This is a genomic window from Planomonospora sp. ID67723 (genome assembly GCF_015711605.1).
Classification (GTDB): Bacteria; Actinomycetota; Actinomycetes; order Streptosporangiales; family Streptosporangiaceae; genus Planomonospora_A.
The window spans coordinates 1034266-1048281 of the sequence record NZ_JABTEZ010000003.1 but is presented as its reverse complement, the minus strand read 5'-3'; the positions used below and the strand labels follow the sequence as shown (position 1 = coordinate 1048281).

The following is a 14016-nucleotide window of genomic DNA, read 5'->3' as shown; positions in this document are numbered from 1 at the left end:
CTGGTCGGTCGGGCCACTGGTCGTCAGTTCTTTCGGCTATAGGGGATTGGTGGTGAGCCTACTCAGGACTTCTTGGTGGTGGAGTCCTGGTCGCCGCCCTGCTGCTCGGAGGTCTCCACCACGTCGTCGGTGGCCGTGAGGTTCTCCTCGGCGTCCTCGACGGGGGTCAGCACACGCCCGATGGCGGCCTTGACCCAGCGGGTCCGGACGCCGTCCGCGATCTCCAGGATCACGTCGTCGGCGTCGATCTCGACCACGGTGGCGAAAAGACCGGTCGTGGTCATGACGCGGGTCCCCGGCATGAGGGAGTTCTGCATCTGGATCTGCTCCTGCTGCCGCTTGCGCTGCGGGCGGATCAGCAGGAAGTAGAAGACCACGACCATCAGAGCGATCATGATGAGGCTTGAGTAGTTGCCGCCCATGGGGCCGCTCCTTCGCTTAAGAATGACCGGCCTGGCGCCGGACGTCGTATACGGCCACGCCGCTCAGCACGTCAGCCTACACAGCCAGCCAAGCCACGGAGTTTAGGCGAGCTGTTCGGAGCGCGGCAACGAGGGCACGATTCAGCACGCGGAGAAGTTCCCGTTTCGAGACCTTGTCATTGACCCGTGACCGGCCTTTCCGGCTCCCATGCGAAAAGACGACGTCAGGATTGTTCCGGCGGCTGCGTCAGATCGACGGCGACCGCGGCGCCGAAGGCGTCGGGCGGCGGCGTCATCCCCAGGTGGATCCAGGCGGCGGCGGTCGCGACCCGGCCGCGGGGCGTGCGGGCCAGCAGTCCCTGCCGGACCAGGAACGGCTCCGCGACCACCTCCACGGTCTCCGGCTCCTCCCCCACCGCGACGGCCAGCGTGGACAGGCCGACGGGGCCGCCGCCGAACCTGCGCAGCAGCGCCCCCAGCACCGCCCGGTCCAGCCGGTCGAGCCCCTGCGCGTCGACCTCGTAGAGGTTCAGCGCGGCCGAGGCGATGTCCTTGGTGATCACTCCTTCGGCGCGGACCTCTGCGAAGTCGCGGACCCGGCGCAGCAGCCGGTTGGCGATCCGGGGGGTGCCCCGGGAACGCCCGGCGATCTCGTGCGCCGCGTCTCCGGGGAGCTCCAGGCCGAGCAGGCGCGCCGAGCGGTTCAGCACCCGCTCCAGCTCGGCGACCTCGTAGAAGTCCATGTGCGCGACGAACCCGAACCGGTCGCGCAGCGGCGCGGGCAGCAGACCCGCCCGGGTGGTGGCGCCGACCAGCGTGAACGGCGCGATCTCCAGAGGGATCGCGGTCGCGCCGGGTCCCTTGCCCACCACGATGTCGACCCGGAAGTCCTCCATCGCGAGGTAGAGCATCTCCTCCGCCGGACGGGCCATGCGGTGGATCTCGTCGATGAACAGGACCTCGCCCTCCGACAGCGTCGAGAGGATCGCCGCGAGGTCGCCGGCCCGCTCCAGGGCGGGGCCGGAGGTGATGCGGAGCGGCACGCCCAGCTCGGTCGCGATGATCATTGAGAGGGTCGTCTTGCCGAGCCCCGGCGAGCCGCTCATCAGCACGTGATCCGGCGGCCGGTTGCGCCGCAGCGCGCTGTGCAGCACCAGCGAGAGCTGCTCGCGAACCCGCGCCTGGCCGATGAACTCCTCCAGCCGCCTGGGCCGCAGCGCCGCCTCGATCAGCCGCTCGTCGCCCTCGGCCTCCGCCGAGACCAGGTCGCGTTCCGAACTCACATCAGCCTGCCTTCACTCGAACGGGAGTCGTCTCCCCGCCGCGGCCCGCCGCCCGCCGGGCCCTGCCGCCGGAGACCTCCGATCCCTGCCACGACCACGGGGAAGCGCCCCTCACCGGACGCTCAGCGTCCGGAGTGCGGCCTTGAGCAGCGCCGCCACCTGCGGGGTCCGGCCCTCCGCCAGCGCGGCGTCGGCCTGCGGGCTCACCGCGGCGACGGCCTCGTCGGCGTCCTTGGCCGAGTAGCCGAGGCCGACCAGGCCGGAGTGGACCTGGTCCCGCCAGGCGGGTGCGAACACGCGGCCGTCGAGCGCGGCGTTGACGGCCTCCTCGGGGGCTCCGAGCTTGTCCTTGAGATCCACGATGATGCGCTGCGCGCCCTTGGGCCCCACTCCGGGAACCCTGGTCAGCGCCTTGACGTCGGCGCCGGCCACGGCCACCCGGAGACTGTTGGGCGTGTGCACGGCCAGCATCGCCAGCGCCACCTTGGGGCCGACCCCGCTGGCGCCCTGCACCAGCTCGAAGATCCGGCGCTCGTCGTCGTCGGCGAAGCCGTACAGGGTGAGGGACTCCTCGCGGACCACCAGCGAGGTGGCCAGCCGGGCCTCCTCCCCCGCGCGCAGCGTGGCGAGCGTGGCCGGCGTGCAGTGCACCAGCACCCCTATCCCGCCGACCTCGACCACCGCCCCGTCGGGCCCGATCGCGGCCACCCGTCCCCGCACCGAGGCGATCACTGCGCGCTCCCTCTCGAATGTCCGGCGCGGCCCCGGCCGCGGAAGTAGGCCGCCGCGGTGGTGCCCGGGCCCGTCGTGGCCCGGGCCAGCGCCTCGGCCAGCCGGTTCTGCGCCCCGCCCCGCCACACGTGGCAGATGGCGAGCGCCAGGGCGTCGGCGGCGTCGGCGGGCTTGGGCATCGCGTCCAGCCGCAGCAGCCGGGTCACCATGGCGCCCACCTGCCGTTTGTCGGCCGTGCCGCTGCCGGTGATGGCGGCCTTCACCTCCGACGGGGTGTGCAGGGCGACGGGGATCCCCCGGCGCGAGGCGCACAGGATCGCGACGGCCGAGGCCTGCGCGGTGCCCATCACGGTTCTGAGGTTGTGCTGGGCGAAGACCCTCTCGACGGCCACGGCGTCGGGCCTGACCTCGTCGAGCCACTGCTCGATCCCGGTCTCGACGGCCACCAGCCGGGCGCCGATCTCGTCGTCGGCCGAGGTGCGCACGACCCCCACCTTGACCAGGGTCAGGGGCGCACCGGGCCGTCCCTCCACCGCGCCGAGCCCGCATCGGGTCAGTCCCGGATCGACCCCCATCACCCGCAGCTCGGGCACCCGCACCGACACGCCTCCCACCCGCCGAACACCTGTTCGGTGCCCGACTCTACCGCTTGGCGGCGACCCGCGCACGGAGGCCGTGGTGAAGAGAGCCGGCCGTTCCCGGCCGGGCGGGGATCAGGGATGCTGGGTGGCGGGCTCGCCCTCGGTGCGCTCGGCCGCCCTGACGCGCATGCGGTCCAGGCGGGCCATCACCGGCGTCGCCGTGATCCCGTGCAGGACCACCGAGGCCAGTACGGTGAACGCCACCACCGCCCAGAGCTCCTCGGCGGGCACGCCGAAGTCGGCCTGGCCGAGGGCGTAGGCGAGGTAGAAGAGCGAGCCGATGCCCCGGATCCCGAAGAACGCGATCACGCCCTGCTCGCGGGGCCCCGCCCGTCCCCCCAGCCCGGCGAGCCAGCCGGTCAGCGGACGGATCACCAGGAGCAGGAGCAGCACGACCGCCGCTCCCCGCCAGGTGAGCGAGGACAGGCCGCCGCCTGCCACGAACCCGCCGAGCAGCAGGATCAGCCAGGCGGTGAGCAGCCGCTCGACCTGCTCGATGAAGCCGTGGAGCACCCCGTTGTAGCCGTGGGTGCGCTCGGCCGCCCTGATCGTGCACGCCGCCACGAACACCGCGATGAACCCGTACCCGTGGGCCAGCTCGGTGAGGCCGTACGCCAGGAAGGTCGCCGCCAGGGCGACGAAACCGTCCCGGTGCTCGGCCAGCCGCAGGTCCCGCACCTGCGCGCGGAAGAACAGCCGGCCCAGCGCCCGGCCGACCGCCAGCCCGCCCAGCACGCCCGCGCCGCACTTGTAGAGCAGGTCGGTGAGGGTCCACTCCGCGACCCACCCGGAGCCCCCGGCGAGCGCCATCGCGATCGCGGCGTAGACGAGCGGGAAGGCCAGCCCGTCGTTGAGCCCCGCCTCCGAGGTGAGGGTGAAACGCACCTCGTCGTCAGCCTTCTCGGAGTCGACCGGCTCGCCGACCTGGACGTCGGAGGCGAGCACCGGGTCGGTCGGGGCCAGCACGGCGCCCAGCAGCAGCGCCGCTGCGGGCGGCCAGCCCAGCAGCCCCCAGGTGGCGCAGGCGACCGCCGCCACGGTCAGCGGCATCGTCCAGGCCAGCAGCCGCCAGGTGGAGGCCCACCGCCGCCACCCGAAGGGCCGGTTGATCGCCAGCCCCGCGCCCATCAGCGAGATGAGCACGCAGATCTCGGTGACACGCTCGACCGCGACCCGGTGCGCCACGGGATCGAGCCGGGGCAGGTCCAGCGGAAGCAGGTAGAGGAGGATCCCGCCGATCAGGCAGGCCATCGGAAGCGAGAAGGGCCGCCGCCTGAGCAGCCTCGGCAGGACCGCCGCGAGCAGGGCACCGGCGCCGGCCACCGCGAAGAGGAGATCCGTGTTCCCCATGATCTCGCGGAAATACCCCCACGGAGGGGTGCAAACCTCTCAGTCGATCCCGGAATCCCTTAAAAGGGCGCAGAATCCCACGGGAGATGCGAGGCAGCCCCGTGTCCGCCCAGCCCGGCGTCCCCGCGCCGCCGCCGGAAACCCCGCGATGCCGCGGACGCCCCCGCACGGGGGCGTCCGCGACCGGAGGTCAGGCGTCGAGCTTCTCCAGGACCTCGTCCGAGACGTCGGCGTTCGACCAGACGTTCTGCACGTCGTCGCTGTCCTCCAGCGCGTCGATCAGGCGGAACACCTTGCGGGCGCCCTCTTCGTCGAGCTGGATGTTCATGGTCGGCATGAAGCTGGACTCGGCGGAGTCGTAGTCGATCCCGGCCTCCTGCAGGGCCTTGCGGACCGGGACCAGGTCGCCGGCCTCGGAGACGACCTCGTAGCTCTCGCCCAGGTCGTTGACCTCCTCGGCGCCGGCGTCGAGGACGGCCGTCAGCACGTCGTCCTCCGACAGCTCCCCCTTGGGCACGATCACGACGCCCTTGCGGTTGAACATGTAGGAGACCGACCCCGGATCGGCCAGGGAGCCGCCGTTGCGGGTCAGCGCGACGCGGACCTCGGAGGCCGCGCGGTTGCGGTTGTCGGTGAGGCACTCGATCAGCACCGCGACGCCGCCGGGAGCGTAGCCTTCGTACATGATGGTCTGCCAGTCGGCGCCGCCGGCCTCCAGGCCGCCGCCGCGCTTGCGGGCACGCTCGATGTTGTCGATCGGCACCGAGCTCTTGCGCGCCTTGGTGATGGCGTCGTACAGGGTCGGGTTGCCGTCCGGGTCAGGCCCCCCGGTCCGGGCCGCGACCTCGATGTTCTTGATGAGCTTGGCGAACAGCTTGCCGCGCTTGGAGTCGAGCGCGGCCTTCTTGTGCTTGGTCGTCGCCCATTTGGAGTGGCCCGACATCGGCTAAAGCTCCCTAACCATCTCAACGAAGTATGGATGCACGCCCGCGTCTGGGGTGAGTTCCGGGTGGAACGACGTGGCGAGCAGCGGTCCCTGGCGGACCGCGACGATCCTATCCCCCGGTTCGGCCAGTGCCAGCACCTCGACCTCCGGCCCGACCGATTCCACCCATGGGGCCCTGATGAACACCGCCCGCACCGAACCGCGGCCGGCGAAGTCGATGTCGGCCTCGAAGGAGTCGATCTGGCGCCCGAAGGCGTTGCGGCGGACCGTCATGTCGATGCCGCCGACGGTCTGCTGCCCCTCGATGCCGCCCTCGATCCGGTCGGCAAGCATGATCATGCCGGCGCAGGAGCCGTAGGCGGGCATGCCGCTCTTGACCCGCATCCGCAGGGGTTCGAGCAGGTCGAAGGTCTCGGCGAGCTTCCACATCGTGGTGGACTCCCCGCCGGGGATGACCAGTCCGTCGACGGCCTCCAGCTCTGCGGGGCGCCGTACGGGCACCGCCCTGGCGCCCGCCTCCTCCAGCGAGCGCACATGCTCGCGAACGTCCCCCTGCAGGGCGAACACACCGATCGTGGGCACGGGCGTCCTTTCATCTGATCTGCCGTAAGAGGGTAGTCCCTGCCGTTCAACGCGCCGGACGTGCCGGTTCATCCGCGCCCGCCCCGCGGGCCCGTCCCCCTCCGGTCATGGGAAAGGCGGCACCCTGTACGGATGCCGCCCGGTGCGGAATCCTCCGCGGGTGTGCGCTACCAGCCGCGCTCGGCCAGGCGGTGCGGGACGGGGATCTCGTCGACGTTGATGCCGACCATGGCCTCGCCCAGGCCGCGGGAGACCTTGGCGACGACGTCGGGGTCGTCGTGGAAGGTCGTGGCCTTGACGATCGCGGCGGCACGCTGGGCGGGGTTGCCGGACTTGAAGATGCCCGAGCCGACGAACACGCCCTCGGCGCCGAGCTGCATCATCATCGCGGCGTCGGCCGGGGTGGCGATGCCGCCCGCGGTGAACAGCACGACGGGCAGCTTGCCGGCCTTGGCGACCTCGGCCACCAGCTCGTACGGCGCCTGCAGCTCCTTGGCCGCGACGTAGAGCTCGTCCTCGGGCAGCGAGGAGAGCCTCCGCAGCTCCCCGCGGATCGTGCGCATGTGGGTGACGGCGTTGGAGACGTCGCCGGTGCCGGCCTCACCCTTGGAGCGGATCATGGCCGCGCCCTCGGTGATGCGGCGCAGCGCCTCGCCCAGGTTGGTCGCACCGCAGACGAAGGGCACGGTGAACTGCCACTTGTCGATGTGGTTGGCGTAGTCGGCCGGGGTGAGGACCTCGGACTCGTCGATGTAGTCGACGCCCAGCGACTGCAGGACCTGCGCCTCGGCGAAGTGGCCGATGCGGGCCTTGGCCATCACCGGGATGGAGACGGCGTTGATGATGCCGTCGATCATGTCGGGGTCGCTCATCCGCGAGACACCGCCCTGGGCGCGGATGTCGGCGGGAACGCGCTCCAGGGCCATGACGGCGACGGCCCCGGCGTCCTCGGCGATCTTGGCCTGCTCGGGGGTGACGACGTCCATGATGACGCCGCCCTTGAGCATCTCGGCCATACCGCGCTTCACCCGGGCGGTTCCGGTGACGGCGGTCTCGGTGACTTCGGGCGTGCTGCTGGACACGGTCTCTACCTCACGACGGCTGGTTGCTGCGGATCACGGGCGGCCCATCGGGGCGGCCGCCACATCTTCATCGTAGGCGGTGGTACACCCATTCCCTTACACGCCACCTTGTCCCGCTTGTTCGCTTATGTTGGACAGGATGTACGGCTTGCGCCTCAGGGGATGACGGGCTTGGGCGCGGCGAGCACGACCCAGACCTGTCCCGGGGCGAAGTTCATCGGCTCCCCGGCCTCGGTGGTGAAGGCGGTGCCGTCCTTCTCCCCCGCCCGCGACCACCTGGCCTTGAACGCCATGCCGTCGCGGAGCACGACCGCCCGGCCCTTGCCGACGGTGTGCACCAGGGGCGTGTAGCTCTGGTTCTTGTCGTGGAACTCCGAGCGCTCGGTCTTGGTGTACTGCACGACGATCGTGGGGGCTCCGAGCTGGCCGCCCTCGGCCGCCATGTCCTTCTCGCCGTCCTGCCAGATCAGCCACTTGCCCGCCTTCTCCGACCAGCCGAAGGTGAAGCGGGCGGCGGGGTACTTCACGTTGAAGGTCTTCCTGGGCACCCCGCCCTCGGCGGGCGCCTCGCCGAAGGTGAAGCCGATGTCCTTGGCCCTGCTCGCCTTGGGCGCCTTGGCCAGCAACTGCCGGGTGTTGGCGAACAGGTTGTAGGGGGCGTAGCGGCCGGGCTGGCGGAAGTAGGCCCCGGGAGCGCGGCTGTCGGAGACGTCGAACAGCGAGGCGGCCGCGATGTGCGGGAGCATCTTGGTCTGCGCGCCCGAGTAGGCGAAGGCGGGCCTGCCGAACTGGGGGGCGATGTGCAGGTCGGAGATGCGGGCGCTGCGGACCGGGCCGATCTTGGCCGGGATCTTCGAGGAGAAGATCGCCATCAACCGGGTCAGGCCCGCCTCGACCTGCTCGACGTAGACGATGTCCGCGCTCTTGAGGCCGAGCTGGGGCTTGCCCGCCGAGGTGTTCTCGATCTTCGCCGCGAGCACCGGCCTGCGGGCCGCGCCGGGCAGCCCGGTGAAGGGGTGGGTCGGCTCGGGGGTGGGTGTCGGAGGTGCGGTGGTGGCCGCCTGCGGAGCCTTGCCCGGGGCGGGGTCGTCGGACGAGCAGGCCGCGGCCGGCGCCAGGACCGCCGCTCCGGCCAGCGTGACGGCGATCATCCGGGGCAGCCGCACGGTACATCTCCTCAAATCGGACCTCAAATCCCCACGAGCTTACCCGTGCCGAACATGTCGGGCAGTCGGCTTGACGCCTGATGGGAGACCTGCCCGCGGGAACCGCTACTCCGCGGCCAGAGCGTACGGAGGATCGTCGTCGATCTCGAAGAAGTCCGGATACTCCGTGTGTCCGGCCAGCCGCAAGGTGCGGGCCAGCCAGCGGCGCTGGGCCGCGCGCGTGACGCCGACCGCGTTGTTGTAGAAGCGGCGGGCGTAGACCACCTTGGCCACCGCGGCGTCGAGCTCCTCCAGCAGTTCGGGGCCGGCCGGGGTCTCGGCCAGCTTCTCCCGGAAGCGGTCCTGGTCCAGCACCGCCCGGAGCGTGCGCGACAGGTCGCTCTCGGCGCGCTCGCGCTCCTCGGGGCCCGCCGCCGTACGGGCCTCGTGGGCGCCGGCGGCCAGCACCAGGCTGGTCGCCGGATCCAGGATCCGGGAGGCGGCCAGCTCAAGGCAGACGGCGGCCCGCCGTACGAGGGCGGCGTCCAGCGCCTCGCGGGCCAGCTCCAGCCGGATGTGCAGCCGGTCCAGCCGGCCCGCCCGCCAGGAGACGTAGACGGCGGTGAGCACCACGAGCGCACCCACCACCAGGATCAGCGTGGTCGTCACGACCGGTCGTCCTCCTCCACCCCGGACGCACTCGCGACCGTCTCGTAGACGCGGACCACGTCGCGGGCGACGGTGGACCAGTCGTACTTCCACACGGCGGTGCGGGCCTCGTCCGAGAGCTTGGCCCGGCGGGCGGGGTCGTCCAGCAGCGCCGCGGCCTCGCGGGCGAGCGAGGCGGCGTCGCCCGTCTCGAACAGCGCCCCGGCCTGGCCCTCGTCGAGAACCCTGCGGAACGCGGGAATGTCGCTGGCCAGGATCGCGGCCCCGGCGGACATCGCCTCGGTGAGCACGATGCCGAAGCTCTCCCCGCCGAGGTTGGGAGCGCAGAAGACGTCGACCGTGTGGTAGGCCCGGACCTTGTCCTCCTCGCTGACCATGCCCAGCAGGCCCACCCGGTCGCGGAACTCGGCCGGGACCTTCTCCAGCACCTCCGCGGCGTCGCCCGGGCCGGCGATGAGCAGGCGCAGCCCGGGCCGCACGGGCGCCAGCAGCGCGAAGGCCTCCAGCAGCACGGGCAGCCCCTTGCGGGGCTCGTCCATCCGTCCCAGGAAGCCGATCACCTCGCCCTCGTCCCAGCCGGGCAGCGGCTCCGCCTCGGCGTAACGGCTCACCGTCACCCCGTTCGGGATGAGCACGGCGTCGCCGCCCATGTGCTCGACGAGGGTCGTGCGCGCGGCGTCCGACACGGCGATCCTGCCGGTGATCTTCTCCACCGCGGTCTGCAGGACCGGAGCCGAGACCGACAACGCCCGCGATCGCTGGTAGGAGGCGTGGAAGGTGGCCACGATCGGCCCCTTCGCCGCCCAGCAGGCCAGGACGCCCAGGCTCGGCACGAACGGCTCGTGCACGTGCAGCACGTCGAACCGGCCCTCGCGGATCCACCGGCGCACCCGGCCGGCGGACAGGAACCCGAACGCCAGCCTCGCCACCGAACCGTTGTAGGGCACGGGCACGGCGCGCCCGGCGGGCGTCACGTAGGAGGGCAGCGGCGCGTCGTCGGCGGCCGGGGCGATCACTTCGACCTGGTGGCCGTCGGCGATGAGCGCCTCGGCGAGGTCGCGGATGTGCGCCTGGACGCCCCCGGGCACATCCCAGGTGTACGGGCAGACGATGCCTATTCTCACTGCTCCGCTCCGCTCGCCGCGTCGGGCCCGGTCGCGGCTCTCACGGTCTGGGCTCCAGGTCGTCGAGCCAGAGGCGCTGGAGCATGTGCCAGTCCTGGGGGTGCTCGGAGATCCCCTTCTCGAAGGCGACCGCCAGGCGCTGCATGACGGCGGCCGTCTTCTCCTGGCGGGTGCCCTCGGCGGGCACCTCGATCTCCTCGGCGATGTCCAGGCCCCAGTCGCGGCCCCTGAAGTACGGCAGCGCCGGCAGCAGCGCGGCCCCGGTGTGCACGGCCAGCAGCCCGGGGCCCGCGGGCATGCGGGTGGCGGCGCCGAAGAACCGGACCTCGACCCCCTTGGCCGTCAGGTCGCGCTCGGCGGGCAGGGCGACCGCCCGGCCGGCGCGCAGCCGCTGGGCCAGCGTGCCGAAGTTGTGGCCGTCGCCGCCGGTCAGCGGGAGCACCTCCATGCCGAGCCCCTCGCGGAAGGCCGTGTAGCGGCGGAACAGCGACTCGGGCTTGAGCCGTTCGGCCACGGTCGTGAACGGGTGGCCGCAGCCGGTGAGCCAGGCGCCCGCCTGGTCCCAGTTGCCCGTGTGCGGCAGGGCGAGCACCACGCCGCGCCCCTTCTCCAGGTTCTCGAAGATCCGCTCCCCGCCGGTGACGTGGGTGCGGGCGACGACCTCCTGGCGCGGGATGGACGGCAGCCGGAAAACCTCGTGGAAGTAACGGAAATAGGAGCGCATGCCCTCGCGGCTCAGCGCCCGCACGTCCGGGTCGTCGGGCGAGGTGCCCCTGACCCTGGCGAGGTTGGCCTCCAGCCGGAGCACCGCCCTCCCCCGGCGCCGCCACAGCCGGTCGGCGGCGGCGTCGAAGGCCCGGGTGGTCAGACGCTCGGGCAGGAGGGGGACGACCGCCCAGCCCGCGCCGAACCCGGCCGCGACGAGACGATCCTGCAGAGACGGCTTGTCGGTCATGCTTCTCCCGGTCAGCGGAGGGTCTGGGGAGGAACGGAGGCGGCCTGGCGGCGGACGTGGACCAGACGCTGCACGACCGTGACCGCGCTGGCGGCCGCGAGCAGCCAGAGACCGGCGGGCAGGATGTACGGCACGCCGAGACCGGACAGGCCCACCGAGACCAGCCCCACCACCAGGCGCTCCGGGCGCTCGGCCAGGCCGACGTCGCAGGTCATGCCCAGCCCTTCGGCCCTGGCCTTGACATAGGAGACCAGCGCGCCGGCGACGAGGCAGAACAGCGCCACCCCGGCCAGCACCCGCTCGCCGCTGACGACGAACCAGAGCACGAGCCCGGAGAAGATCGCGGCGTCGCCGACCCGGTCGAGGGTCGAGTCGAGGAAGGCTCCCCAGACGCTGCCCGGCCCGGTCATGCGGGCCATGACCCCGTCGAGGAGGTCGGCCAGCACGAAGATCGTGATCACCACCGTGCCCGCGAACAGCTGGCCCCGGGGATAGAAGAAAAGGGCGGCGGCGACGGTGCCGAACGTGCCGATCACGGTGATCGCGTCAGGGCCGATCCCCCGGCTGACGAGCACCCTGCCCAGGGGGGTCAGCACTCGGGTGACGGCAGGTCGCAGAAGTTTCAGCATCGCGCTCTGATCGTAGGCCACCCCGCCCGCGGGCGCGCATCCAACGCTCCGCAAGCGGATCCGGCCAGTCCTCTTGTGATATTCGCCACATGGGTATTTGGTGAACACACCGCGTCCTTGCGGTGTCCGGACGCGGCATGCGGACCCGAGGGCGCGGTTGCGCGCGACCGCCCCTCGCGACGACACGGGAGGCGACATGGCGGAGAAGGCAGCCGGCACAGCGGGAGCCGCGGGCAGGGCACTCATGGCCGACCGGCCGGACATGGTGCGCAACGTGGTGCTGGTCGGCCATTCGGGCTCAGGCAAGACGACCCTGGTCGAGTCGCTGCTGGCGGCGACGAAGACCATCCAGCGGACCGGCCGCATCGAGGACGGGACCACCGTCAGCGACTTCGACGAGGTCGAAGTGCGGCAGCAGCGCTCGGTGAACCTCACCGTGGCCCCGGTGCTCCACAACGACATCAAGATCAACCTGCTGGACACGCCCGGGTACGCCGACTTCGTCGGCGACCTGCGCGCGGGCCTGCGCGCCGCCGACGCCGCGCTGTTCGTCGTCTCGGCGGCCGACGGCGTGGACGGCCTGACCAAGATGCTCTGGGAGGAGTGCGCGGCGGTCGGCATGCCGCGCGCGGTCGTGATCACCAAGATCGACCACCAGCGGGCCGACTTCGAAGAGGTGCTCACCACCTGCCAGGACGCCTTCGGCGACGGCGTGGCCCCGCTGTATCTGCCGGTGGTGACCAACGGCAAGGTGAACGGCCTGATCGGGCTGCTGTCGCAGAAGTTCTTCAACTACGCCACCGGCGTCCGGACCGAGAACGCCCCCGGGCCCGACTACCAGAACCAGATCGAGCAGTACCGCGGCGACCTGATAGAGGGGATCATCCAGGAGAGCGAGGACGAGTCCCTGATGGACCGCTACCTCGCGGGCGAGGAGATCGACACCAAGGTCCTCGTCGACGACCTGGAGAAGGCGGTCGCGCGCGGCGGCTTCTATCCGGTGCTGGCCACGGGGACCGGCGTGGGCGCGGCCGAGGTCCTGGAGCTCATCACCCAGGGGTTCCCCTCTCCCGTGGAACACCCCATGCCGGAGATCACCACGATCGACGGCAAGCCCGTGTCCGGCATCGTCTGCGACCCCGAGGGCCCCCTCGTGGCCGAGGTCGTCAAGACCACCAGCGACCCCTACGTGGGCCGCATCAGCCTGGTCCGGGTGTTCTCCGGGACGCTGCGCCCGGACGCCACCGTGCACGTCTCCGGGCACGGCCTGGCCGACCGCGGGCACGAGGACCACGACCTGGACGAGCGCATCGGCTCGCTCTCCTCCCCCCTCGGCAAGCTCCAGCGGCCCGCGGCCAAGTGCGTGGCCGGCGACATCGTGGCGGTGGCCAAGCTGTCGCGCGCGGAGACCGGCGACACCCTTTCCGACAAGGACAACCCGCTGCTGATGACGGCGTGGACCATGCCGGACCCGCTGCTCCCGGTCGCGATCCAGGCCAAGTCCAAGGCCGACGACGACAAGCTCGGCCAGGCTCTGGGCCGCCTCGTGGCCGAGGACCCGACCCTCCGCCTGGAGAACAACCCCGAGACCAAGCAGCTGGTGCTCTGGTGCATGGGGGAGGCCCACGCCGACGTGCTGCTGGACCGGCTGAGCAAGCGGCACGGCGTCGAGGTGGAGAAGATCGCCCTGCGGGTGCCGCTGCGCGAGACCTTCGGCGGCAGGTGCCAGGTGCTGGGGCGCAACGTCAAGCAGACCGGCGGGCACGGCCAGTACGCCATCTGCCACCTGGAGGTCGAGCCGCTGCCGTCGGGCGGGGGCTTCGAGTTCGTGGACAAGATCGTCGGCGGCGTGGTGCCGCGCCAGTTCATCCCCTCGGTGGAGAAGGGCGTGCGGACCCAGATGGCGCGCGGCGTGGTCGCCGGGTACCCGATGGTGGACGTCCGGGTGACGCTCTACGACGGCAAGGCCCACTCGGTCGACTCCTCCGACATGGCCTTCCAGATCGCCGGGGCGCTCGCGCTCAAGGAGGCCGCGGCCAAGGTTCCGACGCTGCTGCTGGAACCGGTCGACGAGGTGGCGGTGCTGGTCTCCGACGATCACGTCGGCTCGGTGATGTCCGACCTGTCCTCGCGCCGGGGCCGCGTCCTGGGCACCGAACCGGTCGGCGTCGGGCGCACCCTGGTCCGGGCCGAGGTGCCGGAGCTGGAGATCACCCGCTACGCCATCGACCTGCGGTCGATGTCCCACGGGACGGGCACCTTCCAGCGCACCTTCCTGCGCTACGAGCCGCTCCCCTCCCACCTGGTCGAGAAGGTCACCGGCTGACCGGTGCGCGGGAGGCGTGCGGCCGGGCGGCTCTGCGGCCCGGTCCCACGCCTCCCGGGGGCCACTCCCGTCACAGGGGGATCACGGAACCATTTCGTTCTTTCGGCCAAAGCATCACGGGCCCGATGCC

14 protein-coding genes are annotated in these 14016 nt (G+C 71.7%); 1 reads left to right on the top strand and 13 read right to left on the bottom strand.

Features of this window, described 5'->3' with window-relative positions; all coding sequences use genetic code 11:
- Nucleotides 1–62 precede the first annotated feature (62 nt).
- The 13 genes from yajC to pgsA form a co-directional block, all read right to left on the bottom strand.
- A complete protein-coding gene (gene yajC, locus HS041_RS26285) occupies nt 63–422 on the bottom strand; it encodes a preprotein translocase subunit YajC (protein ID WP_196443454.1) in 360 nt (119 codons plus the stop codon).
- Between the two features lie 224 nt (nt 423–646).
- Entirely contained in the window at nt 647–1705 is a 1059-nt protein-coding gene (gene ruvB / locus HS041_RS26280; RefSeq protein ID WP_196443453.1) for a Holliday junction branch migration DNA helicase RuvB, read from the bottom strand.
- Between the two features lie 111 nt (nt 1706–1816).
- Nucleotides 1817–2437: a Holliday junction branch migration protein RuvA gene (ruvA, locus tag HS041_RS26275; protein ID WP_196443452.1), complete on the bottom strand. Its 621-nt coding sequence runs from the start codon at nt 2435–2437 to the stop codon at nt 1817–1819.
- Complete coding sequence (gene ruvC, locus HS041_RS26270; protein WP_230879796.1) at nt 2434–3021, bottom strand: crossover junction endodeoxyribonuclease RuvC; 588 nt, start codon at nt 3019–3021, stop codon at nt 2434–2436. Before ruvC ends, ruvA begins: the two co-directional genes overlap by 4 nt.
- A gap of 129 nt (nt 3022–3150) precedes the next feature.
- Nucleotides 3151–4428, bottom strand: coding sequence for a cation:proton antiporter (locus tag HS041_RS26265; protein ID WP_196443451.1), 1278 nt, complete (start codon nt 4426–4428; stop codon nt 3151–3153).
- A 190-nt stretch (nt 4429–4618) separates the two neighbouring features.
- The gene (locus tag HS041_RS26260; protein ID WP_196443450.1) at nt 4619–5371 is read right to left on the bottom strand and encodes a YebC/PmpR family DNA-binding transcriptional regulator; all 753 of its coding nucleotides are present in this window, start codon (nt 5369–5371) and stop codon (nt 4619–4621) included.
- A 3-nt stretch (nt 5372–5374) separates the two neighbouring features.
- Nucleotides 5375–5956, bottom strand: a complete 582-nt coding sequence (gene pdxT, locus HS041_RS26255) for a pyridoxal 5'-phosphate synthase glutaminase subunit PdxT (RefSeq protein ID WP_196443449.1) — start codon at nt 5954–5956, stop codon at nt 5375–5377.
- A gap of 167 nt (nt 5957–6123) precedes the next feature.
- Nucleotides 6124–7038, bottom strand: a complete 915-nt coding sequence (gene pdxS, locus HS041_RS26250) for a pyridoxal 5'-phosphate synthase lyase subunit PdxS (protein ID WP_196443448.1) — start codon at nt 7036–7038, stop codon at nt 6124–6126.
- Nucleotides 7039–7193: 155 nt separating this feature from the next.
- Entirely contained in the window at nt 7194–8204 is a 1011-nt protein-coding gene (locus tag HS041_RS26245) for a DUF3048 domain-containing protein (protein WP_307845474.1), read from the bottom strand.
- A gap of 105 nt (nt 8205–8309) precedes the next feature.
- A complete protein-coding gene (locus HS041_RS26240; RefSeq protein ID WP_196443447.1) occupies nt 8310–8852 on the bottom strand; it encodes a hypothetical protein in 543 nt (180 codons plus the stop codon).
- Entirely contained in the window at nt 8849–9976 is a 1128-nt protein-coding gene (locus HS041_RS26235) for a glycosyltransferase family 4 protein (protein ID WP_196443446.1), read from the bottom strand. The genes HS041_RS26240 and HS041_RS26235 overlap by 4 nt, the downstream gene beginning before the upstream one ends.
- Nucleotides 9977–10016: 40 nt before the next feature.
- Nucleotides 10017–10931 (bottom strand): phosphatidylinositol mannoside acyltransferase, encoded by a 915-nt coding sequence (locus tag HS041_RS26230; RefSeq protein WP_196443445.1) that lies wholly within the window; start codon nt 10929–10931, stop codon nt 10017–10019.
- A gap of 11 nt (nt 10932–10942) precedes the next feature.
- Nucleotides 10943–11560: a phosphatidylinositol phosphate synthase gene (gene pgsA, locus HS041_RS26225; RefSeq protein ID WP_196443444.1), complete on the bottom strand. Its 618-nt coding sequence runs from the start codon at nt 11558–11560 to the stop codon at nt 10943–10945.
- A gap of 196 nt (nt 11561–11756) precedes the next feature.
- Between pgsA and HS041_RS26220 the strand changes: the two genes are divergently transcribed.
- Entirely contained in the window at nt 11757–13886 is a 2130-nt protein-coding gene (locus HS041_RS26220; protein WP_196443443.1) for an elongation factor G-like protein EF-G2, read from the top strand.
- Nucleotides 13887–14016 lie beyond the last annotated feature (130 nt).

What these genes read in the sequence shown, in the direction of transcription:
- HS041_RS26220 (WP_196443443.1), top strand. Translation starts at nt 11,757, where the DNA reads ATGGCGGAGAAGGCAGCCGGCACAGCGGGAGCCGCGGGCAGGGCACTC.
- HS041_RS26265 (WP_196443451.1), bottom strand. Translation starts at nt 4,428, where the DNA reads ATGGGGAACACGGATCTCCTCTTCGCGGTGGCCGGCGCCGGTGCCCTG.
- HS041_RS26260 (WP_196443450.1), bottom strand. Translation starts at nt 5,371, where the DNA reads ATGTCGGGCCACTCCAAATGGGCGACGACCAAGCACAAGAAGGCCGCG.
- HS041_RS26230 (WP_196443445.1), bottom strand. Translation starts at nt 10,931, where the DNA reads ATGACCGACAAGCCGTCTCTGCAGGATCGTCTCGTCGCGGCCGGGTTC.
- yajC (WP_196443454.1), bottom strand. Translation starts at nt 422, where the DNA reads ATGGGCGGCAACTACTCAAGCCTCATCATGATCGCTCTGATGGTCGTG.
- pgsA (WP_196443444.1), bottom strand. Translation starts at nt 11,560, where the DNA reads ATGCTGAAACTTCTGCGACCTGCCGTCACCCGAGTGCTGACCCCCCTG.